Origin of the sequence: Streptococcus sp. 27098_8_113 (assembly GCF_041432545.1) — a bacterium.
GTDB lineage: Bacteria > Bacillota > Bacilli > Lactobacillales > Streptococcaceae > Streptococcus.
In genome coordinates this window covers 12,442-35,617 of sequence record NZ_JAPVZU010000014.1, presented here as the reverse complement: position 1 = coordinate 35,617, position 23,176 = coordinate 12,442, and the positions used below count along the sequence as shown (strand labels likewise).

General features: G+C 43.5%; 23 protein-coding genes. 2 read left to right on the top strand and 21 right to left on the bottom strand.

All coding sequences use genetic code 11. From position 1 onward, the window contains the following. Positions 1-61 precede the first annotated feature (61 nt). The 21 genes from O3644_RS08335 to O3644_RS08235 all read right to left on the bottom strand — a co-directional run bounded on the left by O3644_RS08335 (position 62) and on the right by O3644_RS08235 (position 20,956). Positions 62-1,459 (bottom strand): polysaccharide deacetylase family protein, encoded by a 1,398-nt coding sequence (locus O3644_RS08335; RefSeq protein WP_371595468.1) that lies wholly within the window; start codon positions 1,457-1,459, stop codon positions 62-64. An 89-nt stretch (positions 1,460-1,548) separates the two neighbouring features. Beyond that, positions 1,549-1,935: a VOC family protein gene (locus tag O3644_RS08330; RefSeq protein ID WP_125381853.1), complete on the bottom strand. Its 387-nt coding sequence runs from the start codon at positions 1,933-1,935 to the stop codon at positions 1,549-1,551. Between the two features lie 74 nt (positions 1,936-2,009). After that, positions 2,010-3,374: a sensor histidine kinase gene (locus O3644_RS08325; RefSeq protein ID WP_371595467.1), complete on the bottom strand. Its 1,365-nt coding sequence runs from the start codon at positions 3,372-3,374 to the stop codon at positions 2,010-2,012. Continuing rightward, positions 3,364-4,038: a response regulator transcription factor gene (locus O3644_RS08320; RefSeq protein WP_061909067.1), complete on the bottom strand. Its 675-nt coding sequence runs from the start codon at positions 4,036-4,038 to the stop codon at positions 3,364-3,366. The genes O3644_RS08325 and O3644_RS08320 overlap by 11 nt, the downstream gene beginning before the upstream one ends. A 119-nt stretch (positions 4,039-4,157) precedes the next feature. Then, entirely contained in the window at positions 4,158-4,595 is a 438-nt protein-coding gene (locus O3644_RS08315; RefSeq protein ID WP_371595466.1) for a hypothetical protein, read from the bottom strand. 219 nt (positions 4,596-4,814) lie between these two features. Further along, entirely contained in the window at positions 4,815-7,358 is a 2,544-nt protein-coding gene (locus O3644_RS08310) for a M1 family metallopeptidase (protein ID WP_371595465.1), read from the bottom strand. A 223-nt stretch (positions 7,359-7,581) separates the two neighbouring features. Further along, positions 7,582-8,235: a phosphate signaling complex protein PhoU gene (gene phoU / locus O3644_RS08305; RefSeq protein WP_005591940.1), complete on the bottom strand. Its 654-nt coding sequence runs from the start codon at positions 8,233-8,235 to the stop codon at positions 7,582-7,584. Between the two features lie 11 nt (positions 8,236-8,246). Next, the gene (gene pstB, locus O3644_RS08300) at positions 8,247-9,005 is read right to left on the bottom strand and encodes a phosphate ABC transporter ATP-binding protein PstB (RefSeq protein WP_048763927.1); all 759 of its coding nucleotides are present in this window, start codon (positions 9,003-9,005) and stop codon (positions 8,247-8,249) included. A gap of 27 nt (positions 9,006-9,032) precedes the next feature. Continuing rightward, on the bottom strand, positions 9,033-9,836 hold the full coding sequence (gene pstB / locus O3644_RS08295; protein WP_061909075.1) for a phosphate ABC transporter ATP-binding protein PstB: 804 nt from the start codon (positions 9,834-9,836) through the stop codon (positions 9,033-9,035). Positions 9,837-9,846: 10 nt separating this feature from the next. Next, positions 9,847-10,731, bottom strand: coding sequence for a phosphate ABC transporter permease PstA (pstA, locus tag O3644_RS08290; RefSeq protein WP_045497245.1), 885 nt, complete (start codon positions 10,729-10,731; stop codon positions 9,847-9,849). Next, a complete protein-coding gene (gene pstC / locus O3644_RS08285; protein ID WP_125371431.1) occupies positions 10,721-11,638 on the bottom strand; it encodes a phosphate ABC transporter permease subunit PstC in 918 nt (305 codons plus the stop codon). The genes pstA and pstC overlap by 11 nt, the downstream gene beginning before the upstream one ends. Continuing rightward, on the bottom strand, positions 11,635-12,519 hold the full coding sequence (locus O3644_RS08280; protein ID WP_371595464.1) for a phosphate ABC transporter substrate-binding protein PstS family protein: 885 nt from the start codon (positions 12,517-12,519) through the stop codon (positions 11,635-11,637). Before O3644_RS08280 ends, pstC begins: the two co-directional genes overlap by 4 nt. A 96-nt stretch (positions 12,520-12,615) precedes the next feature. Then, positions 12,616-13,929 (bottom strand): RsmF rRNA methyltransferase first C-terminal domain-containing protein, encoded by a 1,314-nt coding sequence (locus tag O3644_RS08275; protein WP_371595463.1) that lies wholly within the window; start codon positions 13,927-13,929, stop codon positions 12,616-12,618. Between the two features lies 1 nt (position 13,930). Continuing rightward, positions 13,931-14,701, bottom strand: a complete 771-nt coding sequence (locus tag O3644_RS08270; protein ID WP_371595462.1) for an inositol monophosphatase family protein — start codon at positions 14,699-14,701, stop codon at positions 13,931-13,933. Beyond that, positions 14,691-14,969, bottom strand: coding sequence for a UPF0223 family protein (locus O3644_RS08265; RefSeq protein ID WP_005590249.1), 279 nt, complete (start codon positions 14,967-14,969; stop codon positions 14,691-14,693). The genes O3644_RS08270 and O3644_RS08265 overlap by 11 nt, the downstream gene beginning before the upstream one ends. Before the next feature lie 3 nt (positions 14,970-14,972). Next, positions 14,973-15,371 (bottom strand): Spx/MgsR family RNA polymerase-binding regulatory protein, encoded by a 399-nt coding sequence (locus tag O3644_RS08260; protein WP_015604875.1) that lies wholly within the window; start codon positions 15,369-15,371, stop codon positions 14,973-14,975. 119 nt (positions 15,372-15,490) lie between these two features. Then, positions 15,491-16,414: a bifunctional riboflavin kinase/FAD synthetase gene (locus O3644_RS08255; RefSeq protein ID WP_371595488.1), complete on the bottom strand. Its 924-nt coding sequence runs from the start codon at positions 16,412-16,414 to the stop codon at positions 15,491-15,493. A 133-nt stretch (positions 16,415-16,547) separates the two neighbouring features. Further along, the gene (galE, locus tag O3644_RS08250; RefSeq protein WP_371595461.1) at positions 16,548-17,549 is read right to left on the bottom strand and encodes a UDP-glucose 4-epimerase GalE; all 1,002 of its coding nucleotides are present in this window, start codon (positions 17,547-17,549) and stop codon (positions 16,548-16,550) included. Between the two features lie 76 nt (positions 17,550-17,625). Beyond that, positions 17,626-19,110 (bottom strand): UDP-glucose--hexose-1-phosphate uridylyltransferase, encoded by a 1,485-nt coding sequence (galT, locus tag O3644_RS08245; RefSeq protein ID WP_371595460.1) that lies wholly within the window; start codon positions 19,108-19,110, stop codon positions 17,626-17,628. Then, entirely contained in the window at positions 19,107-19,766 is a 660-nt protein-coding gene (locus O3644_RS08240) for an HAD family hydrolase (protein WP_371595459.1), read from the bottom strand. Before O3644_RS08240 ends, galT begins: the two co-directional genes overlap by 4 nt. An 11-nt stretch (positions 19,767-19,777) precedes the next feature. Further along, entirely contained in the window at positions 19,778-20,956 is a 1,179-nt protein-coding gene (locus O3644_RS08235) for a galactokinase (protein ID WP_371595458.1), read from the bottom strand. A gap of 196 nt (positions 20,957-21,152) precedes the next feature. Between O3644_RS08235 and O3644_RS08230 the strand changes: the two genes are divergently transcribed. Further along, complete coding sequence (locus O3644_RS08230) at positions 21,153-22,154, top strand: LacI family DNA-binding transcriptional regulator (RefSeq protein WP_371595457.1); 1,002 nt, start codon at positions 21,153-21,155, stop codon at positions 22,152-22,154. Positions 22,155-22,165: 11 nt separating this feature from the next. After that, positions 22,166-23,101 carry a bifunctional biotin--[acetyl-CoA-carboxylase] ligase/biotin operon repressor BirA gene (gene birA / locus O3644_RS08225; protein ID WP_187421565.1) on the top strand — a complete coding sequence of 312 codons (936 nt, stop codon included), beginning with the start codon at positions 22,166-22,168 and terminating at the stop codon, positions 23,099-23,101. The last annotated feature ends 75 nt before the right edge of the window (positions 23,102-23,176 follow it).

Below are 23,176 nucleotides of genomic sequence, written 5' to 3'. Positions count from 1 at the left end.
ATTCTTATTTGATGATGGCAAAGCAAAAAGCATTGGAAATATTAAATTTCCAATGCTTTTTTTAATTTCTGCTGTAATAAATCTGATGTGGTTGAAGCTGATTTTCTAATAGTTCATCAACTGTCACCAGAGTATAGCCGTTGTTCTTCAGATAGTCAAGGACGCTTGGCAGGGCATCGATGGACGTCTGATGAATATCATGCATGAGGATAATAGATCCCGGCTGGGTCTTCACGATCTCCTGCATAATAGCCTTTGTATTACGTGTTTTCCAATCGAGACTGTCCACGCTCCACATAATAAAGGACTGATCTACAGCATTTTGAACCGTAGAGTTGATGGCTCCGTAAGGCGGTCTTGTGATCATAGGTCGGATACCAGTCGCCTTATAAATGGCTTCCTGAGTGTCTAAGATTTCCTTTTTGGATTGATTCAGAGGTAACTTGGTCAAATCCGGATGGCTCCATGTATGGATTCCGAGCTGATGGCCTTCATCAAGGACACGTTTAGCCAGTTCTGGATTGGCAGCAACATTTTGTCCCACCATAAAGAAGGTTACCTTAGCATTGTAGCGTTTCAGAATTTCCAAGGCCTGAGGAGTCGTTTTACTGTCGGGACCGTCATCAAAGGTCAGGGCAACCATTTTCTCATGCCGCTTGGTTTCATACTGCTGGTAAGCTTCCAAATCAGCTCCCTGCAAATATTCTGGACGGATTAGGTCATAAAAACTAGACAGAGGCACTGTCAAGCTCGTCACACCGTTGATTTCTTTGGGCAGATGAATGGAAAATAAACTATCCTCGTAATGAAAATTCCACTGGCTCAGCTCTATTTCACGTAGAACATTCAAAGCTGCTGTTTGCTGACTTTCCTCCACCTGTCTAAAGGTCAGCTGACTGGTCAACTCCTTCAGGAAAATTTCCTTGGCAGCTTCTGGATTTTGAAATAGCTTGTCCAAAGTGACCGCTGCGCCTTCCTGATTGATATAAGTCGAGGCTACTTCTCTTGCCTCTTCAGACTTGATGTCTCTTTTTGAGATGCTGTAATTTTTTCGCTGAATGACTACTTCCTTGGTATTGGCCAGACTAGTAGACTTCTCCTCCGTATAGTAAAAGGTCAAAGCCGTCAAGTTTTCCTTCTGCTTTTTGTTATCAGAAATGCTCTGACTGTCCTGCAAGATTTTATCTTTGACACTTTGAAGCGGTTGCCCCTTCATCAGAGGATAAAAAGCTGCCACATAATGGCTGCCAATCCTACCAGCCTGCTTTTCGGTATTGTCATCATGCTCTTGCTCTTCCTTGGCAATCACTTCTGTAACCTTTTTCTGGAACTCCCTTTCCTGAAACATTTCATGGATTCGCAGTCCACCAAAAATAAGAAGTCCTAAAAGAAGCAGATTCAGAAGACTGAGAACCAGTCTATATTTTCGTCTACGCTTCCTTCCATGTTGTCTTTTCATCTATTATCCCCTAAACTATTGTCCTAAAATAATTTTAATGTTAAAAAACCTGTATCTTACAAGTGCTAAAATACAAGTTTAATTATTTTTTAAAGACTTCTTTCTCGAATCACTTCGACCTTGTAACCATCAGGATCTTTGATGAAATAATAATTTGGTGGGTTTCCAGGCAGACCTTTGGGCTCGGTCACTTCGTAGCCCTTGGCAGCATGCTCAGCGTGCAAACCTTCCAAATCAGGTGTGCTAAGAGCAATATGAGCAAAGCCGTCACCGATTACATAAGGTCCGTGGTCGTAATTATAAGTCAATTCAAGCTCATAATCATCGCCATCCAAACCAAGATAAACAATTGTAAAAGCATGCTCTGGAAAGTCCTTACGGCGCAATTCCTTAAAACCAAATGCATCTTCATAAAAGGCAATCGAAGCCTCTAAATTTTCCACTCGTAAACAAGTATGCAACATTTTTGATGTCATAGTTTTACCTCTCTCATTTCTTTCTTTTATTATACCGCAAAAGCAGTCAAATTTGAAATAATATGAAAAGTTTTTCAGCTTTTGCTGATTCGTTTTCTAATATCTGACCTAAGAGGAACTTTGATTTCAAAGATGGTTCCACGCGGTTTGTTGTCTTTGACTGTGATGGTTCCTTTTAAGGCGTCAACGATTTGTTTCGCCAAGGAAAGTCCTAGTCCAAATCCACCTTTTTGACGAGTCCGTGCCTTATCCACCCGATAAAAACGATCGAAGACTTTTTTCTTGTCATCGCCCGCAATCCCTGGGCCATTGTCAGAAATCCGCAAGGTCAAGCTCCGATCATTGGCGGAGGCTACAAAGTAGATCTCTCCATCTTCCTCTGTGTATTTGATGGCATTATCAAAAAGGATTGTCATGACCTGCTTGAGCAAGACCTTGTCTGTCGTGATTGATTTTGAAACAAGATTTTTGAAATCAAAGACCTTGTCGCTCTCCTCTGCAATAATAGCATAGTTAGAAAAAGCTGTTGTGAAGAAGTCTGGCGTGACCTCACCGTATTCTGGCTTGATACCGTCATCGCGCCGAGCTAGGTTGAGTAAGTTGGTGGTCAACAGACGCATATTTCGCACTTCCTCTAAACTAGATGCGATGCTCTCACTAGACTCCATAATCGTGGCTTCAGGCTTGCGGAAGAGAGATTCCAGACGATTTTGCAGAACGGCCAGAGGCGTCCGCAATTCGTGGCTAGCATTTTCAACAAAGGATTTCTGCTTCTGCATGCTGTCCAAGAGAGGTTTGACACTCATCCGCGCTAGATAGATACTGGCAATCAAGGAAATACCCCAGAAGCTAATCATGACAATCGCAATCAGCTTTTCATGCTTTTCACTAGTCTGCTCCAGCTGGCTGATACTGGTCATGACAACCGCGTATTTGACATTTTCAATTTCATCATCTGGATCAATGTCAAACATATAAGCCCGATAACTCTCAACCTGTCCATAGCTATTAGTTAGTTGTATTTGCTTGATTTGATTAAGGAATCGTTTATTAAATTTAATCGCATCAAAGTTTAAAAAGCCATTTTTTGCCGATACATTCTGATAATCATCATTCAAAAGAATAGCTGAGGTATTGGCACTGACATTTGCCCTGCCCGGTTCCTCAATCTTGATATTGGAAGCCTGCTCATGCTCTGAATCCTTATTCTCTGGCTCTTGGTATTGCCGCCCCGTCGTCCGATAGGCTAGATTGGCCACCCAGGCGGGATTTTGACTGAGACTTTTGAGATTATCATCAACGGTTGTATAAAGGCTAGAGCGCATAACTTGGATAATAATGAGCGTCATGGCCGAGAAAATCAGGGTGAACACACCAAAATAGCGAATGAAATAAGAAAAATCATCCGCATAAAAGGTTTTTTTGAGTTTATTCAGCATTCTTTAAAATGTAACCGACACTGCGAAGGGTTTGAAGATTATTCGCAAAAGCCGTTCCTTTCAATTTTTTCCGAATCTTGGATACATAGACTTCCACCACAGAAATCGTCGTATCGCTGTCAAAGCCCCACAAACGATCGAAAATCTGAGTCTTAGGCAAAATGACATTTTGATTCTGGAGGAAGTATACCAACAAATCAAACTCTTTACCCAGTAGCTCAACTTCCTTTCCGTCAACCAGAGTCGAATTGGTCGAAAGATTGACCGTCACATCGCCATAGGACAGGGTATTTTCATTAAACTTACCAGAACGTTTGAGCAAGGCCTGAATCCGCATTTTAAGCTCTTCCAGATAAAAAGGCTTAGTCAGGTAATCGTCAGCACCGAGTTCAAAACCATGGCCTTTATCATCGATACTTTCCTTGGCAGTCATGATGAGGACAGGAGTGGTGACCCCTTTTTCACGCAATTCTTTAAGCACTTGGAAGCCGTCCTTTTCAGGAAGCATCAAGTCCAGTAGAATCAGGTCATACACGCCGCTTTCTGCCTCGTATAGTCCTTCTTCGCCATCAAAGACCTGCATGACATCTGCAAAATCATCTAAAAAATCAAATACTGAATTTGACAGACCGAGGTCATCCTCCACTAATAGAATCTTAATCATCCTGTTCCTCCCTTTCTAGAAAAAGCTTATGCTGTGTAGTTTAAATAGAGACATGGTAAACACTCTCATTCTATCTTCACTTATCCTTTTCTATTATATCATGACTTGTCGAAAATGCTTTAAGAATTTGTTGTTTTCGAGTTATTTTCGCTATTCTTATCATCTTTTGTTGTGCCATCAGCGTTTGATGGCTTCTTTTTTGATTGATTTCCTTCTTGGGGTCCCCCTGGCTGACCATTTCCTTGTGGTGGCTGACCTCCACCTTCAGGACCGCCTTGGCCATCTTGACCGTTTTGTCCCCCCATCTGTGGTGGCATACCATTTTCATTTCCCTGTCCCTGACCTTGAGGAGGTTGACCACCTTGACCTGGCATCCTGCCATCTTGCTTGTTTTGCTGAGTCATAGTGGCTTGCACTGAGCTCTGTTGTGGGCTTTTCTGGGTCAAGGCACCAATTCCATAGCCACCAATTGCTCCGACAGCTAAAGAGGCACTAGCTACTGCTGTCATCCACCATTTGGTACTCTTTTTAACTACAATCATTTTTTCCATATCCATTTTAAAGTTTTCCTCTTTCTACATTTTATATTTTCATGGATTTTAACACTATGAAGCAATATAAAGTTTGATTACACAAGTTCACATCTTTTCACGTGTTAGGGTTATTATAGGGAGTTTTGCTTAAACGGGACTGAATTTTTTCTTAAAGAAGACTGAAACTATGGGACTCTAAACAACAAAAAAGACCAGATGTTATAATCTGATCTTTTCATTAGGCTAAACTGATGCCTTGATTGCTGTCTCAACTGCTGCTTTTTCACGATCAATCAAGTCAACACGCGCTGCGATTTCCTTAATTCCCATGCTGATATTACGGCTGATAGCCATATCGTCAAGCTGCGGCTCAAAGAAAGCCTTGTATTCTGCTAGTCTTTCTGCTGTCTTGAAGGCATTAGCTGGATAAATGACGAATTTGTCGAAGCTCATGTCGCCTCCCAGAGCCGCCTTAATCCAATCCCAATTCTCACGCGCCCAAGTCCAAGCAGTAGCTTGAGTAAATTGGTGATTTAAGAGAGGGAGGTACCAACTCATTGCCAAATCTTGTGGTTTTACGATATCCTTGTTTTTTAAAGATTCCAAGATACGAGCAAGTGTCTCTGCGTCCTTAGTGTAAGCCAAAGCAGATGCCAATTGGCGTTTGAAGCTACCGTCAACTGTTGAAACATAATCATTCAAGTATTGGTCGGCCAATTCTTTGCTCTCATAATGCTTGATTTGATTGATGAGAATATGCAAGCGAATAGCTGCAGGCAATTTCTCCAAGTCTTCTTGATGAGCAGCAAAAATACGGCTTGCTTCTTGACTTGCTGTTTGGTCATCAGCTGCAATCAGACCTCCTACAACGATCTGACGAACCAGCTCATCTTCATCACTTTCCCCTTCTTTTGCTTCAAAGCCTAGACGATCAAAGTTGAATTTGATAAGTTTAACAACCAATTCGTTATATGCTTTCTCGCACTCGCTTCCTTCGTCCACAAAGAGCTCGAGACCATTCAGAACGGCTTTGACTCCTGAGACAACCAAATAGGAGGTTTCTGCTGTTAGTTTTTCAATAACTGGAACCAAATCAGCAAATGAAATGCTGCCTGCTTCAGCCAAGAGACGGCGCTCTTGCACTACTTGAAGCTTGCTGGTGCTATCCAAGTCTGTAATGGTATCTAAAATCTGCTCAAGCAAGACACCTTGATAGTCCGTGATATAGTGGGCTGTATTTTCAGTATTGAAGCGCAGGGCACCTTGGTTTTGAGCAGCCAAGGCAGAATAATTTGGAATTTCCAGGGTTTCTGTCTCCAGCGTATCTGGCAAACCTTTCCAATTACTATTTAAAGGCAAGACCCAAGTGCGTTTCTTATCTTCGTGCTCCCCAATAAAGAATTGTTTTTGAGAGAGTTTCAATGTATCGTTTTCTACTGTAGCCGTCAATACAGGGTAGCCTGGCTGTTCCAACCAAGAGTCCATAAAGGCTGCTACATCGCGATCAGAAGCAGCTCCTAAGGCATTCCAAAGGTCACGACCAATGGTATTTCCATACTGGTGTTTAGCAAAGTAAGCGTTCAATCCTTTAGCAAAGGCCTCATCACCCAACCAACGACGAAGCATGTGCATAAGGCGGCTTCCCTTAGCATAAACGATAGCCGGATCAAACAAAGTATTGATTTCGTCAGGGTGCTTCACTTCCACATGGACCGACTGAACTCCGTCTGTCGCATCGCGCTTAAGCGCCAAAGGCACACCTGTGGTTTGGAAATTCTCAAAGATATTCCAGCTTGGTTCAATCGCATTGACACAGACATACTCCATCATGTTGGCAAAACTTTCGTTGAGCCAAAGGTCATCCCACCACTTCATAGTGACCAAGTTTCCAAACCATTGGTGAGCCAGCTCATGAGCAACAACTAGTGCTACATCTTGACGGCTGGATACCGTAGAATTTTCATCTACTAAGAGGTAAATCTCACGGTAGGTCACCAGACCCCAGTTTTCCATAGCACCAGATGAAAAGTCTGGCAGAGCTACGTGCAGCGACTGAGGAATTGGATATTTGACACCGTAGTATTCTTCGTAAAATTCAATCGAGCGAACCGCAATGTCCAAAGCAAATTCTAAGTTGCTGGCTGGGTGGGCCTTGGTTGCATAAACACCAACCAAAGTACCGTTTTTAGTTTTAGCAGTAATACCTTGCATATCCCCAGCAGCAAAGGCCAAGAGATAGGAAGACATGCGAGGCGTTCTTTCGAACTTCCAAATGCCTGTCGCTTTCCGGTTTTCAACGTCGATCTCAGGCATGTTGGACAAGGCCAGTTCGCCCTCTGCTTGGTCAAATTTCAAAGCCAAATCAAAAGTTGCCTTAGCTTCTGGCTCATCCACACTTGGAAAGGCTTCGCGGGCAAAATGGCTCTCAAACTGGGTAGAAATAATTTCTTTTTTCACTCCATCCACTGTATAGTAAGATGGGTAAATCCCTGTCATATTGTCTGTAATCTTACCTGTATAAGTCAAGTTTACTTCCACAGGACCTGCTGATGCTAATTCAACATAAAGAGCTTCATTGTCATTATCAAGAGTGAAGGGGCGAGCTTGTCCAGCCACTTCTACGGCTTCAATCGTCAAATCCTTTTGGTGTAAGGAAATTTTCTCAGCTTTGGCTTCACCGGTAATGGTAACTTTCCCTGAGAAAGTCTTATTCGCACGATTTAAATCCAAAAAGAGATCATAGTGCTCTGGAACGAACGTATCAATAAAATGTGCAACTGCTTGCATGTTTTTCTCCTCATCTAATTGAAGGGGCTGGTATTAAACCAACCTCCATTCAAGATTCATCTCTTACTATTCTACCATATTTAGTGACTTTATACTCATTCCAACTGAACCAAAATTGATTTTTGACTTCAAACATAAACTAATCATTTTAAAGCCATCCTGTCATTAGCTTTTCTCCTCCCAAAACAAAAAAGACAAGCTTAGCTTGTCTCTTTAACATATATTATAATTCAATAATTTTACCCGTTTCAAAGTAAACGACCCATTCGCAGATGTTTTTGGCATAATCGCCGATACGTTCCAAGAAAGAAATAACCTGGAAATAATCACGGCCTGTAACGATAGCTTCAGGATTTTTCTTGATTTCTTCCGTAGCCAGATCACGAATGCTATCAAAATAATGGTTGATTTTTTCATCCATGGCTGCTACTTCATAGGCTTGATCTACAGAACCATTCAGGTAGAGATCAAGGGCGGCTTCAACGAAATTTTTCACATCGCGGCCCATCTTTTTAATTTCGTCCTCGACAGCTGGAATACGCTGTTCACCCTTCATACGAATAGCCGCTTTTGCAATGGATACTGCATGGTCTCCCATACGCTCTAAGTCTGAAACAGCCTTGAGAACGGTCAAGACGGTACGAAGGTCTTGAGAAACAGGTTGTTGGAGGGCAATCATTTCAAATGATTTCTTTTCCAATTTCACTTCGTATTCATTTACTTCTGCATCATCTTCGATGACTTCCTTTGCCAAGTCACGGTCATGCGTGACAAAAGCACGTACCGTGCGGTTGATTTGTGAGAGCACTTCTTGTCCCATCGCGTAGAACTGATTGTGCAATTTCTCCAAATCTTCTTCAAATTGAGATCGTAACATCATTCAACTCCTTATCCAAATTTTCCTGTAATATAATCTTCTGTTTCCTTATTTTGTGGGTTGAGGAACATCTCCTTAGTATCATTAAACTCCATCAAATCGCCACCCAAGAAGAAGCCTGTTTTATCCGAAAGCCGAGAAGCCTGCTGCATGGAGCGCGTCACCAAGAGCATGGTATAGGTGTCCTTAAGTCCATAGAGAGTTTCCTCAATTTTACCCGCAGAGATTGGATCTAGCGCTGACGTTGGCTCATCCAAGAGGATAATTTTCGGACTGGTAGCCAAAACGCGTGCTACACAAATCCGCTGCTGTTGACCACCAGAGAGACCGATAGCGGAATCATGTAAACGGTCTTTCACTTCGTTCCAGATAGAGGCCCCGATCAAGGAACGCTCCACCGCTTCATCTAAAACTTGTTTATCCTTGACACCGTTGATGCGCAGTCCATAGACAACATTTTCATAAATGGTCATTGGGAAGGGATTAGGCTGCTGGAAAACCATGCCAATTTCCTTACGCAACTCTACCGTATCCGTCCGAGGACTGTAGATATTGTGTCCGTTATAGATGACCGTGCCAGTCGTTGTTACTTCTGGATTCAAATCACCCATACGGTTGATAGCCTTGAGCAAGGTAGATTTCCCTGAACCTGATGGTCCAATCAAGGCAGTAATTTCATTAGGCATAAAGTCCAAGGAGACACTATTGAGTGCTTTCTTTTTATTATAATAAACCGACAAGTCCTTGACTTGCAAAATAGGTTCTGTCATAAATTCATTCCTTTAGTTTCTTCAGCTCTAACCAAAATGACCAGAAACATAGTCATTGGTCGACTGCAGTTTGGCATTTTGGAAGATATTGGCGGTCTTGTCGTACTCAATCAAATCCCCCAGATAAAAGAAGCCGGTGTAGTCACTGGCACGGGCAGCCTGCTGCATATTGTGAGTCACGATGATAATCGTATAGTCCTTTTTGAGCTCAAACATGGTCTCTTCCAGCTGCATGGTAGCAATTGGATCCAGCGCAGAAGCCGGCTCGTCCATAAGCAAGATATCTGGCTTAACCGAAATAGCTCGGGCAATACAGAGCCTTTGCTGCTGGCCGCCTGACAAAGTCAAGGCTGACTTATGAAGATCATCCTTGACTTGGTCCCAAAGTGCGGCTTGTTTGAGCGAAGTTTCAACAAGCTCATCCAAAATCTTTTTATCTTTTACACCAGCACGTTCATGGGCAAAGGTAATGTTGCGATAAATAGACTTGGCAAATGGATTGGGCCGTTGGAAGACCATGCCGATGTGCTTACGCATCTCGTAAACGTTGATATCAGGACGATTGACGTCTATTCCTTGGTAAAGAATTTGCCCTGTTACCTTGGCAATATCAATCGTATCATTCATACGGTTGAGACTACGGAGATAGGTTGATTTCCCTGAACCAGACGGACCAATCAGAGCTGTGATTTTATTCTTTTCAAACTGCATATCAATGCCCTTTATGGATTCTTTTTTACCGTAGTAAACATGCAAATCCTTGGTCGAAAGGGCTACCTTTTCTTCAGGAAAAGTAATGATATGTTTTTCATTCCAATTATATTCTGTCATTGCTTCTCCTTTATGCAGAGGTTAATTTCTTGTGCAAGTAAGAACCGAGTTTGCGGGCTCCAAAGTTGAAAATCAAGATAAAAATCAGAAGCACCGCTGCTGATCCTGCTGACACCACAGTGCCATCAGGAATGGTTCCCTCACTATTAACCTTCCAGATATGGACGGCCAGCGTCTCCGCTTGACGGAAAATCGAAATCGGGCTGGTAATGCTGAAAATGTTCCAGTTAGACCAATCCAGAGCCGGCGCAGATTGACCCGCAGTATAGATCAAGGCAGCTGCTTCACCGAAAATCCGACCAGAAGCAAGGACAATCCCTGTCACAATCCCTGGCAGAGCCTCTGGAATGACCACATGCAGCACTGTTTCCCAGCGGGAAATTCCGAGAGCTAGTCCTGCTTCACGCTGTGTATGGTGAACGTGGCGTAAGCTATCCTCGACGTTACGAGTCATCTGAGGCAGATTGAAGACAGTCAGCGCCAAGGCACCAGAGATGATAGAAAAGCCATACTCAAACTGGACAACGAAAATCAAATAGCCAAAGAGTCCGACTACCACGGATGGCAGCGAGGACAGGATTTCAATACAGGTGCGGACAAAGTTGGTCACTGGTCCTTTCTTAGCATACTCTGACAGATAAACTCCAGCCCCCATAGAGAGAGGAACAGAGATAATCAAAGTAATCACCAATAAGAAGAAGGAATTGTAGAGCTGAATCCCAATACCACCTCCAGCCTGATAGGAAGAAGATTTTCCAGTCAGGAAAGACCAAGAAATATGCGGCAAGCCTCTTACCAGAATATAAAGAATCAGAGAGGCAAGGATGGCAACAATGATACCAGCTATCGTGTAGAGGATACCAGTCGCCAATTTATCTAATTTCTTAGCGTGCATAGTTTTTCTTACCTCTTTCTTTTGTAATCAGTTTAATGACACTGTTAAAGGCCAAGCTCATCATCAAGAGCACCAAAGCCAGAGACCAGAGAACGTTATTGTCTACTGTTCCCATAACGGTATTTCCGATCCCCATGGTTAAGACAGAGGTTAGTGTAGCTGCTGGCGTTGTCAGAGAGGTTGGGACCACTGCAGAGTTACCAACAACCATCTGAATAGCCAGGGCTTCACCGAAGGCACGTGCCATTCCAAAGACCACTGCTGTAAAAATACCTGAGCGAGCAGCCTTGAGTGTTACCCGCCAAATGGTCTGCCAGCGCGTTGCGCCCATAGCTAGACTAGCTTCACGGTAGTGACGCGGCACAGCACGAAGACTGTCCGTCGTCATAAAGGTTACTGTCGGCAAAATCATGACAAAGAGCACAAAAATACCAGACAAAATCCCAAATCCGGTACCACCAAAAACAGTCCGAACAAAGGGAACAACAACCTGCAAGCCGATAAATCCGTACACAACAGACGGAATCCCGACCAAGAGCTCGATCGCAGGCTGAAGAATCTTAGCTCCTTTAGGCGATACTTCAGTCATAAAGACGGCTGCTCCAATAGCAAAGGGAGTTGCAATCAATGCTGACAGAATGGTAACGATAAAGGAACCCAAAATCATCGGAAGGGCACCGAATTCCTTACCTGACGGATTCCAAGTGGAGCCAAACAAGAATTCAAATACATTAACTCCGTTGACAAAGAAGGTCGACAGCCCTTTTTGTGCTACGAAGATTAAAATCATGGCTACAATCAGGACGATTAAAGCCAGGCAGGCAAAGGTGATATATTTACCAAATTTTTCCAGACGAGAGTTTTTCGAAGGGGATAGTAATTTTTTTGCTAATTCTTCATTTCTCATTTGCTATCTCCTTTTAAGCTCGTAACATTTCCATCAGCATCCTTGCTGACCTGCATTTCTTTGATGGAAATATAGCCCATTCCTGAGACGATTCCATCCTGAACTTCGTCTGACAGCATGTAGTCCAGAAACTCTGCTGCCAGACCAGTCGGCTTGCCCAATGTATACATATGCTCGTACGACCATAGTGGCCAAGCATTGGTCGCAACATTCTTAGCCGTTGGCTCGTAGCCATTGAGCTTCAAAGTCTTGACAGAATCATCCACATAAGCAAAGGCCAGATAAGAGATGGCCCCTGGAGTTTGGGAAACAATGGACTTAACCATTCCATTTGAATCCTGCTCCTGACTTTGAACGGCTGATTTACCATTCATGATGACACTGTCAAACGTAGCTCGAGAACCAGAGCTTGCTGCACGGTTGATGATGGAAATCTCTAGATTTTTCCCACCCAGCTGCTTCCAGTTGGTCACTTCACCAGTAAAAATCTTCTGCAGCTGCTCCGCCGTTAAATTATCGACAGATACTTCTTTATTGACAATCACGGCAATTCCAGCAACTGCTACTTTGTGGTCAACAAGGGCTGAAGCATTAATCCCTTCTTTTTCCTCAGCAAACACATCTGAGTTGCCAATTTCAACCGCACCAGACTGAACCTGAGACAAGCCCGTACCTGATCCGCCACCTTGAACATTGACCGTTTTTCCAATATTGGCTGAACCAAACTCATCCGCAGCTGCTTCAACGAGTGGCTGAAGGGCTGTCGAACCAACGGCAGTCATGGACTCCCCTCGGTCAATCCAGCTGGAGCAAGCAGAGAGGCTAACTGCAACTAGAACTAGAACCGCTGACAAAATCAGCTTATATTTTTTCTTTACCATTTTTCTCCTCGAAATCTTGAGAATAATAGTGGGATGTCTATCGTAAGAATCTGAAAATCCCACTATATCCACTATAACATAGAAAGAGGGCTTTGCCTAGTCTTTTGAACGAAAGCGAAGCCCCTTTGGGAAATAATTTTTCAAGGTATTTCCAGTAATTTTTGCAAAACCCAAACCGTTGCCTTGGGCAAGCACCTGATACCAGCCATTTGGATAGGTTTGAGAGAGTTGAACCGTTTCGCCTGCTACATATTTAAAAAAGGCCTCATCATCAATCTCAAGGACTGAGACAACTTCACTAGGACTCAAAGCTAGGCCTAAGGCAAAGCTCGGTTCAAAACGATTTTTCTTAAATTCACCCAGATGCAGGCCATTGCGAGCAATTTTCAGCTTGGAGACATCTGGCAGTCCAGCTGGCAGCAGATAAAGATTGTCCCCAAAAGTATCTAAATGTCCTTCTAGCTCAATTTTTAGATGCTTTTTCTGGAAATCTTGCCAGAGTTTTCTCTGCTCGGCCGTTAATTTATTTTTGGCTGCCTTGATTTTTTTAGCAGACTGACTGCCTGTAAAACGAAATTTCGCTACAAATTGCCCTTCTCCTTTGAAATGGTGGGGATACATACGAGCTGTTTCTGGGAAATCAATCCCCGCCACCATGCCATTGATTTTTGGTATTTCCAGCAATTCCAAGGGGAAATTCTCTAAAAACCAAGCAACAATTTCTTCATTTTCTTCTGGTGCCCAAGTGCAAGTTGAATAAACCAACTGCCCGCCTGTCGCCAACATCTTGACAGCGTCCTCTAGAATTTCTCGCTGGAGACGCGCACACTGGGCAGGATATTCCGGACTCCAATACTGAGTAGCATCTGGCTGCTTGCGGAACATCCCTTCGCCAGAGCAAGGAGCATCCAGAACGATGAGGTCAAAATAGCCCTGATAAACCTTAGCCAATCGATCCGCAGATTCGTTGGTGACAAGGACATTTCGCGCTCCAAAACGTTCAATATTTTCCACCAAAATTTTACTGCGTTTGGCATTGATTTCGTTAGAAACCAGGACACCTGTATTATCTAGATAAGAGAGTAGATGGGTAGATTTCCCACCTGGTGCAGCCGCTAAGTCCAAAACTTTCATGCCCTTTTGCGGTGCTGCAACCTGAGCGACCATTTGCGCAGCTGGCTCCTGGGAATAAACTAACCCCGTGACATGTTCCACCGACTTCCCAGACACTTTTCCGTAATGTCCCCAGTCTGTATTTGGAATTGCATCTGTAAAATCTTTCTGCTTTTCTTTTAAAGGATTACTGCGAAAGGCTGAAATCGGATCTTGATCAAAAGTCGCAAAAAAAGCCTCTGCCTCCTGACCCAAGAGCTCCTCATACTTTTCCTTAAAACCTGCTGGAAAGTCCATACTAGCCTTTTCCCTTCCGTAAATACTCTTGTAATTCGTCTAACTTACACTTTGGTGCAATCATAATCGGCTCCTGAGTCTGAAAATTCGGCTGTTCGCCATCAAGAGTCTGAATGACGAAGCCTAGTTTGTCAGCCATCACATAGGCCGCCGCATAGTCCCAAGGCCAATTATAAGAGAAATAGGCAACTAAACCACCAGCCAAGGTCTTAGCAAAACTAATCCCAGCACTGCCATAGACACGCACTCCCAAGCAATCACGAGCCAAGTCAGCTAGTCCCCAGTGATTATGCTCCAGCATACTAGCATTTGAAGCCATAAGATATTGCTGCAGGGGCTTGTCGATAAAAGCAGACAACTTTCTGTCATTGCAGTACACATCAAAAGTCCCGCCTCCGTGAAAAAGCTGGTCCCTTGTCACATCGTAAATTAGGCCAAACTTGCCCTGCCCATTTTCGAAATAAGCTAACATAATAGCAAAATCAGCCCGCTGGGTGATGAAATTATTGGTACCATCAATGGGATCAATCACCCAGACATTGCCGTCCGTGATGTCGTGTCGCAGGTCATTTTCCTCAGCCAAAATCGCGTCGTTCGGATACTGAGCTAAAATTTTCCCAACTAAGTCATCCTGGATGATCCGATCCATTTGAGTCACCAAGTCAGTCGGACTGCTCTTTTGTACGACATCCAAGTCATCATAGAGATGGTCTCTTAAAAAAGCACCTGCCTGATAAACTATTTCTTTCGCAAAATGAAATTTATTTTCCAAGAGAAATCATTCCTTTCCCTTTCCTTTTTGCCTCCTGAACAGCGCGATAAAGAGAATAGCCACTGACCGTCTCAAACTCACGGCCGAGTCGCTTCTCTTCTCCCTTGCTGGGAACAACTTTCTTGAAGACTGCATAGGACTGGAGCAGTTTCTCCGCTTGAATCTTCTGTTCATAGGCTTGCTCTACGTCATTAAAAAAAGAAAGCACTGAAGCAAGCTCTTCAGTGCTCCACGATAAGTCTAGTGGGTAACTATAATTTTTTTCCATATTTTAAATATCGGCACGCATAGTTGCGGCTCTGAGTTCTTCTTTCCGATAGCCTCTAGGCAAGAAAGCACGGATTTCATCTTCATTGAAGCCGATTTGCATTCGTTTACCATCGAGGATAATTGGGCGACGCAAAAGACTAGGATTTTCCTCAATCAGCTTAATAAGCGTTGAAATCGATAAATCCTCTACATCTAAATCTAGTTTTTGAAAAATTTTTGAGCGGGTTGAGATGATGTCATCAGTGCCATTTTCTGTCAATGAAAGAATGTGTTGCAATTCTGGAGCAGACAGAGGGCTCGTCATGATATTATGCTCCGTAAATGGAACTTCATGACTAATCAACCAAGCACGCGCCTTGCGACAGGAAGTGCAGCTAGGCGATAAAAATAATGTAATCATGCTGTTCTCTTCTTATTTTTATATAGTAACTAACTCTATTATACTAAATTTTATCTCTCTTGACTAGATATTTTTGAGAATCGGCTCGAAATACTAAGAAAAATATTAAAAACTGACATTTATTCCGAACGTTCCCAATTTCTTGCCACTTCTTTATCACTCTTTAATTGAGCGACCAGTTCTTCAATACCATCAAATTTGACCATATCACGAATCTTATCCAGCCAGATAATCCGAATCGTATCGCCATAGATTTCCTCCGCAAAGTCAAATAGATTGGCTTCAAAACGAAGCTCATCTCCTTCAAAGGTCACATTTTTGCCAACGCTAGCCATGCCACGAAAAATCTTGCCATTGTGCTCAACATCTACCACATAGACGCCATCTGCTGGCAAAATCACGCGATCCAAAGGGGCTAGATTGGCCGTTGGATAGCCAATGGTGCGCCCTCTAGCATTGCCATGAACCACAATGCCCCGAGTAGAGAGAGGATAGCCTAATAGCTGATGCGCCTTGGCAACATCACCATTTTGAATGGTCTCTCTAATCCGAGTAGAAGAGATTTTTTCCTCATCTTGATTGACTGATGAGACGATGACAATCCGACCATCGAAATAGTCTGCAAGCTCCTCTGCCCTTCTCTTATCAGAACCAAAGTGATAGTCAAATCCCGCTACAACTGCCTTTGCTTTCAGCGCAGCAACGTACTTATCAAAAAATTCTCGGGCTGTATTTTTAGAAAAATGGCTAGTAAAGTCAATCAAGTAAAGGTAGTCCACACCCAAGTTTTCTAAGTGAGCAGCTCGTTCCTCTGGATGATTCAAATGCAACATCAACTCTGGCTGATAACGGACAAAAGCTAATTTTGGTGACTCAGGAAAGGTCAGTACCGCAATCTTCAGTCCCTGCTCATCCGCTATTTTCCTAGCTTCCTTAAAAAGTGTCTGATGTCCCTTATGCAGGCCGTCAAAATAGCCCAGAACCAAGACTGTATCTTCTTCCTGCTTTATCTCTAATTCATTATTTATTCGTCTTATTTTCATCATTTTTCTATTTTACTATGTATCCGCTTTTTTTACAACAAATTAAATCCAATGAAAAGAACTTCTATCGCTCCAAGAAAACACCTTGCTATCGCTAACAAAGTGTCTCTGTAAATATTTGAAACTACACTGATTACTGGCGATCGTCATAGCCATTTGGATGACTGGAATGCCATTTCCAAGCAGTTTCGATAATGGTTTCGATATTGTCAAATTTCGGCTGCCAGCCCAAAACTTCTCTTGCTTTCTCAGAGGAAGCAATCAGCGTATCTGGATCCCCTGGGCGTCGCTCTGCTATTTCCAAAGGAATAGGATGTCCGGTCACCTTGCGAGCTGCTTCTACAATCTGTAGGTTAGAAAAACCAGTCGAAGAGCCAAGGTTAAAGGCATCTGATGGTTGACCAGCACGCAGATGCTCAACAGCCAAAATATGCGCATCAGCTAAATCGAAAGGATGGACATAATCGCGAACATTGGTTCCGTCTGGAGTATCGTAATCGTCGCCAAAGACGGCAATCTTCTCTCGTTTACCCTGAGCTACCTGAAGCACAATGGGCAGGAGATGGGTCTCTGGTCCATGGTCCTCACCAATCGAGCCGTCGGGCTTGGCACCAGCCACATTGAAATAACGCAGGGCTACAAACTTGATGCCATAGGCCTGGTCTGCCCAGCGCATAATGGTCTCCATCATAAGCTTGCTCTCACCATAAGGATTGATCGGCTTTTGCGGAGTCGTTTCCAGTATCGGCACTTCCTCAGGAATGCCATAAGTCGCCGCAGTCGAAGAAAAGACAATATTTTTAACGCCGCATTCCTGCATGACCTCCAAAAGAGAAACCATACCGGCTGTGTTATTGTCGAAATACTTGAGCGGATCCGCCATAGACTCGGCGACCAGTGAAAAAGCAGCAAAGTGAATAACTGCATCGATGGATGGATGTTTGGCAAAAACTCCACGCATAAAGTCCTTATCCGCCAAATCCCCCTCATAAAAGACTGCCTGAGGATGAACCGCTGCGCGATGACCAGTCACCAAATTATCAACGACGACTACCTCTTCCTTGCCTGCTGCTACCAAACGGTCTACCATGTGCGAGCCGATATAGCCAGCGCCACCTAATACTAAAATTGCCATGTTTCTCTCTTTCTTGTCTTGATTTTTGTTTAACTATTTTATCAAAAATAGGGACAAATGAAAACTCTCACTACAATTATTCCTCTTTCAAACCAACAGATTGGACGAAACGCATGAAAGCCTCCTTGCCCTCCTCTGTTCGCTTGTAAACTCCCGCGTCTTCCAGCACACGGCTGAAAATTTGTCCAACTGAAGCCTGAACTACTCCTTCCACCGTTTCAGCGGAAACATTCGGATTCTGGTATTTGAGTTGCTTGGCCCACTCCTGATGATAGGCCGCGACCTGACAGTCTTCTCCCCGCAGAAAAAGTTCAACTTGTTTGAGTTCTTCCTTGAGCCGAGGCGGCAGAATAGCCAGCCCCATCACCTCAATCAGACCGATATTTTCTTTCTTAATATGCTGCACATCCCTATGAGGATGATAAATGCCGTCTGGATGTTCTGGGGAAGTTTGATTGTCCCGCAAGACCAAGTCCAGCTCAAAACATCCATCTTTCCTGCGGGCAATCGGTGTGATGGTATGGTGAGGCTCACCCTCAGACTCTGCCAATACCTGCACACTTGGGTCAGAATAAGTCCTCCAAGCTTTCAAGATCTTGTCAGCCAACTTGATTAAATGTTCCTTATTCTCAGATCTCAACCGAATGACGGACATGGGCCACTTGACAATACCTGCCTCTACCTCTTCAAATCCGCTAAAAGTAAAGCTGCAATCCAGCTCTGCCATTTCCATAGGGAAAGTGTGACGCCCGCCCTGATAGTGGTCGTGGGTCAGGATAGAGCCGCCGACAATAGGCAGGTCGGCGTTTGAGCCAGCAAAATAGCCCGGAAAGGTCTCAACGATGTCCAGTAGGCGCTCAAAAGTCAGACGGCTGATGGCCATAGGAAGGTGCTGGCTGTGCAGAAAGATGCAATGCTCATTAAAGTAGGCATAGGGCGAATACTGAAAGCCCCACCCCTGTCCAGCCAAATCAAATCGAATAATACGATGGTTGGCGCGGGCTGGGTGGTCCAAGCGGCCTTGGTAACCTTCGTTTTCCATGCAGAGCTGGCAGGCTGGATAATTACTATTCTTAGCCTTTTTAGCTGCCGCAATTTCCTCGGGATCCTTTTCCGGCTTAGAAAGATTGATGGTGATTTCCAAATCTCCATATTCAGTCGGCGCTTCGAAAGCAATATTTTTAGCAATAGCCTTGAGCTTGATGTAGTCGTTTTTCTGGCTAAGCTGGTAAAAATTAGCCACGGCTTGCTCAGGATTGGAGCCATAAGTCGTCCAGAAGTCCCGATTGAGCTGACTAGGGGCTGGTGTGATGAAGTTCATAAGCTCAGCACCAAGGATTTCACGCGCAGTCTGACTATCCTCAATCGTCTCTAATCGAACTGCTTCTTCGACCAGCTGGTCCTTGAGGTCAATCAATTTATCCAGATTAGTCTCAACTTCCAAAACGCCTTCGCCCACTCGAGCCAAAACACGATTGGTCAGGTAGATTCGATCCATTTCCTCAAATGAACTTTCAGCAATGACTTCCGTGATAAATGCATCTAGAACTCCCTGACTCATTGATTCTCCTTCTTACTTTCTAAATAGTCTCTGACAGCATCTAAATCCTGAAAAACTTGTTCTGTTTTATTTAAGAAAGACTGTGCTGGTATTTTTAAGTCTGGAATACAAATGACTGGTATCCCAGCTCTATACGCTGCCTCAATCCCTGCTTCACTATCCTCTAGTACTAAGCAATTCTCTGGTAAAACATTCAAATCTCTACAGGCCTTTAAAAATATATCAAGGTAAGGTTTGCTTCTCTTTACATCTTTTGCAAAAACTAGATGGTCAAATAGGGACAGTATACCATTACTATCCAAGATCATTCTAGCTCTAGATTCAACACTTGAAGTTGCTAAGGCGATTGAAATACCTTCTCTTTCCAAAAAAGCAAACAAATTTTTAGCACCTTTTTTTAAATTTACACCTCTGGCTAATATTCGAGCTTCCAGTTCATAAACTTTTTCCAAGGTTTGGTCAAAGTTCCAAGGTAAATCATAGGTATCCAAAAATCGTTGAACATTCTCCTCTTCCCTATGTCCACTGTATTCTCTAGAATATGTTTCTTCTGTGAAAGGAATCCCAAAATCTTCAAGCAATTCTTGATAAACTTTTAGAGAAATGATCTCAGTATCAGCTAATAAGCCATCTAAATCAAATATTACAGCTTCCATTTACTTCTCTCCTAGTCTAAAACGCGAGTGCCACCTGCAACTTCAGCGATATAGAAGCTTGGAGCGTATCCAACGACTTCCTCGTAGTGCTTGCCAACAGCTTCCTTAAAGGCCTCAACGGCATCTTTTTGCACCAAGGAAATGGCACAGCCACCGAAGCCAGCTCCGGTCATACGAGCCCCCAAAACACCTTCTTGCTCCCAGGCTGTGTGAACCAAGGTGTCCAGCTCTAGACCAGTCACTTCATAGTCATGCTCCAATGAAACGTGGGAAGCATTCATGAGACGGCCAAACTTTTCAAGATCGCCTGCCTGCAAAGCTGCCCGCGCTTGCAAAGTGCGTTGATTTTCCAAAACAGCATGGCGAGCCCGTTTGAGACGATTTTCGTCCTCTATCAGATAGCTATACTCATCAAAGGCCCACTCGTCCAACTCACCCAAGGTAGCGATAGACAGCTTGCGGTTCAGCTCTTCAACAGCTTTTTCGCACTCCGCCCGACGCTCATTGTACTTAGAGTCAGCTAACTCACGACGCTTGTTGGTATTCATAATCACTACGACATTGTCCTTGAGATCAAGCGGTACCAAATCATACTCAAGAGTATTGGTGTCTAAGTAAATAGCTCGCTGGTCAGCACCCATTCCGATAGCAAACTGGTCCATAATGCCAGAATTAACCCCGATAAACTCATTTTCAGTTAATTTACCGATTTTCACTAAGTCCAGACGTTCTAACTGCAAGTCAAAGAGTTTCTCAGCAATGACACCCGTCAAAAGCTCTAGCGATGCAGAAGATGATAAGCCAGAACCATTTGGAATATTTCCATAAACATAGATATCCATGCCTCGGTCAATCTTATGGCCTGCCTCCTGCAGAAAATACAGGACTCCTTTCGGATAGTTGGTCCAGTTATGCTCAGGCTCAAAGTGCAGGTTTTCCAGCGGCACTTCAATAATCCCTTTTTCTTCAAAATTCCCTGAGAAGAATCGCAAGAGCTGGTCGTCCCGCTTGCGAGCCGCTCCATAAGTTCCAAGAGAAATGGCTGCAGGAAAGACATGGCCGCCGTTATAGTCCGTATGCTCGCCGATCAGATTGATCCGACCGGGTGAAAAGAAAGTGTGGTCCGCTTCTACTCCAAAAACCTTGGCAAAATCTGCGCGGATTTGCTCTACTGAAATGACATTTGACATAAACTAAACTCCTTTAAAATGATGATCGATATTGTAATCGTTTTCTTAATTTCATTATAACTGTTTCCGAGTAAAACTTCAATAAATTTAGTAAAATTTTACTTAAGAAAACTGTTAGATATTATTCACTAAATTCCTCTTTGTTATTTACTTGTTTTTGAGGTATAATAGCCCATATAAGACAATAGGAGAAAAAATGGCTACGATTAAGGATATTGCCCAGGCTGCTGGGGTCTCTCCCGCTACGGTCTCTCGCGTACTCAACTACGACCCAGCCATGTCAGTCAGCGATGGCACTCGTAAAAAGATATTTGATATCGCTGAGCAGCTAAACTATAAAAAATCAAGAAAAAGGAAGCCAAGCAAGACTCAGGTCTACCGTATCGGGCTCATTGAATGGTACACTGAGCAGGAAGAGCTCGATGACCTTTACTACTACTCCATTCGTTTGGGCATTGAAAAAAAGGCCCAAGAATTGGGTTATGAGATTCTCAGAGTGTTTCAAAACGATTCTCTTGAGCTATTGAAAGACATTGATGGCTTGATTGCCATCGGCAAATTTAGCCCAGCTCAAATCCAGCAGCTGGAGCAGTACAGCAGCCACTTAGTTTTTGTCGACAGTGATACACTTAATGCAGGCCACAGCTGTGTGACGGTTGATTTTGAGAATGCTGTAAGGAAGGTACTTGAGCACTTCATAAATGCTGGTTTTGATCAGATTGGCATGATTGCCGGGCAAGAAAGAACCTCTGACCAGACTAGTCTAATCAGCGACCCTCGTTTGGCAAGCTTTCAGCAGTATCTGTCTGAAAAAGAAATTTATCAACCTGACTTGGTTAAGGTAGGCAGCTTTTCTTCGGAATCAGGCTATCAGATGATGACAGAGCTCCTTAGCGAGCACGAGAACCAGCTCCCGCCCGCCTTCTTCATCTCTAGCGATGCTTTGGCTATCGGTGCCTTGCGGGCTCTGCAAGAACACGGAATCCAAGTTCCCCAAGATGTCAGCATTATTTCATTTAATGATACGTCTATTGCTAAGTACATCTATCCCAGTCTCAGTACGGTCACCGTTTTTACAGAAGAAATGGGCAAGCAGGCTCTGCACATTCTGAATCAAATTTTAACATCCGAAGAGGACTCCATTCCCTATATGGTCAAACTTTCTACCAAGCTGACCATTCGAGAAAGCAGTATTTAATAGAAAAAATTATGAAAACCTACGAGAAATTATTTATCATTCTCAGCCAAGCTGACGATTATGTAAACGGAGAAAGTCTGGCTCAGACACTGGGCATTTCCAGGACCTCCATTTGGAAAGCTATTCAACGCTTGGAAAAAGAAGGAAGCCAGATCGATTCCGTAAAAAATCGGGGCTATAAGCTCAAAGCGGGGGATTTACTAATCCCAGAAATCATTGAAAAAGAGGCGCCCATCAAAGTTTCCTTCAACCCCAACTGCCAATCTACTCAGATAGATGCCAAAGCAGGTCTAGAAGCAGGTGGCGAAGCAAATACCCTCTATCTAGCTGCTGCTCAATCCGCTGGGCGCGGTCGCTTCGGACGAGACTTTTTCTCTCCAAAACAGGGCGGCTTTTATATGTCCCTTCATCTCAAGCCCAACCTATCTTTTGATCAAATCCCTGCCTATACTCTCCTGACAGCCGGAGCCATCTATCAAGCTGTAAAAAATCTAACCCTCATAGACATAGATATCAAGTGGGTCAACGATATTTACTACAAGGATAAAAAAATCGCAGGCATTTTAACCGAGGCCATTACTTCAGTCGAGACAGGCTTAGTCACAGATATTATTATCGGGGTCGGGTTTAATTTTTGCGTTAATGATTTTCCAGAAGAATTGGAATCTAAGGCTGGATCACTCTTTACAGAGCGAGCTCCTATCAGCAGAAATGAGCTGATTGCTGAAATCTGGAGATGTTTCTACGAAAGCGATCCCCAAGACCTGCTCTATCTTTACAAAAAGCACTCTCTAGTCCTAGGTCGACAAGTAAGTTTCCAGCAAAATAATCAAACCTATAAGGGAATTGCTAGCGATATCTCGGACAGTGGCCAACTTCTAGTCCAGTTGGAGAACGGCCAAAATATCTGGCTCAACAGCGGGGAAATTTCACTGACTAGCTGGTAGTTTGTACAAAATTGCATTCAAAAAGCACTTGATTTTCGTTTCAAGTGCTTTTCTGTATGGTCTTTCTTTCAGTGT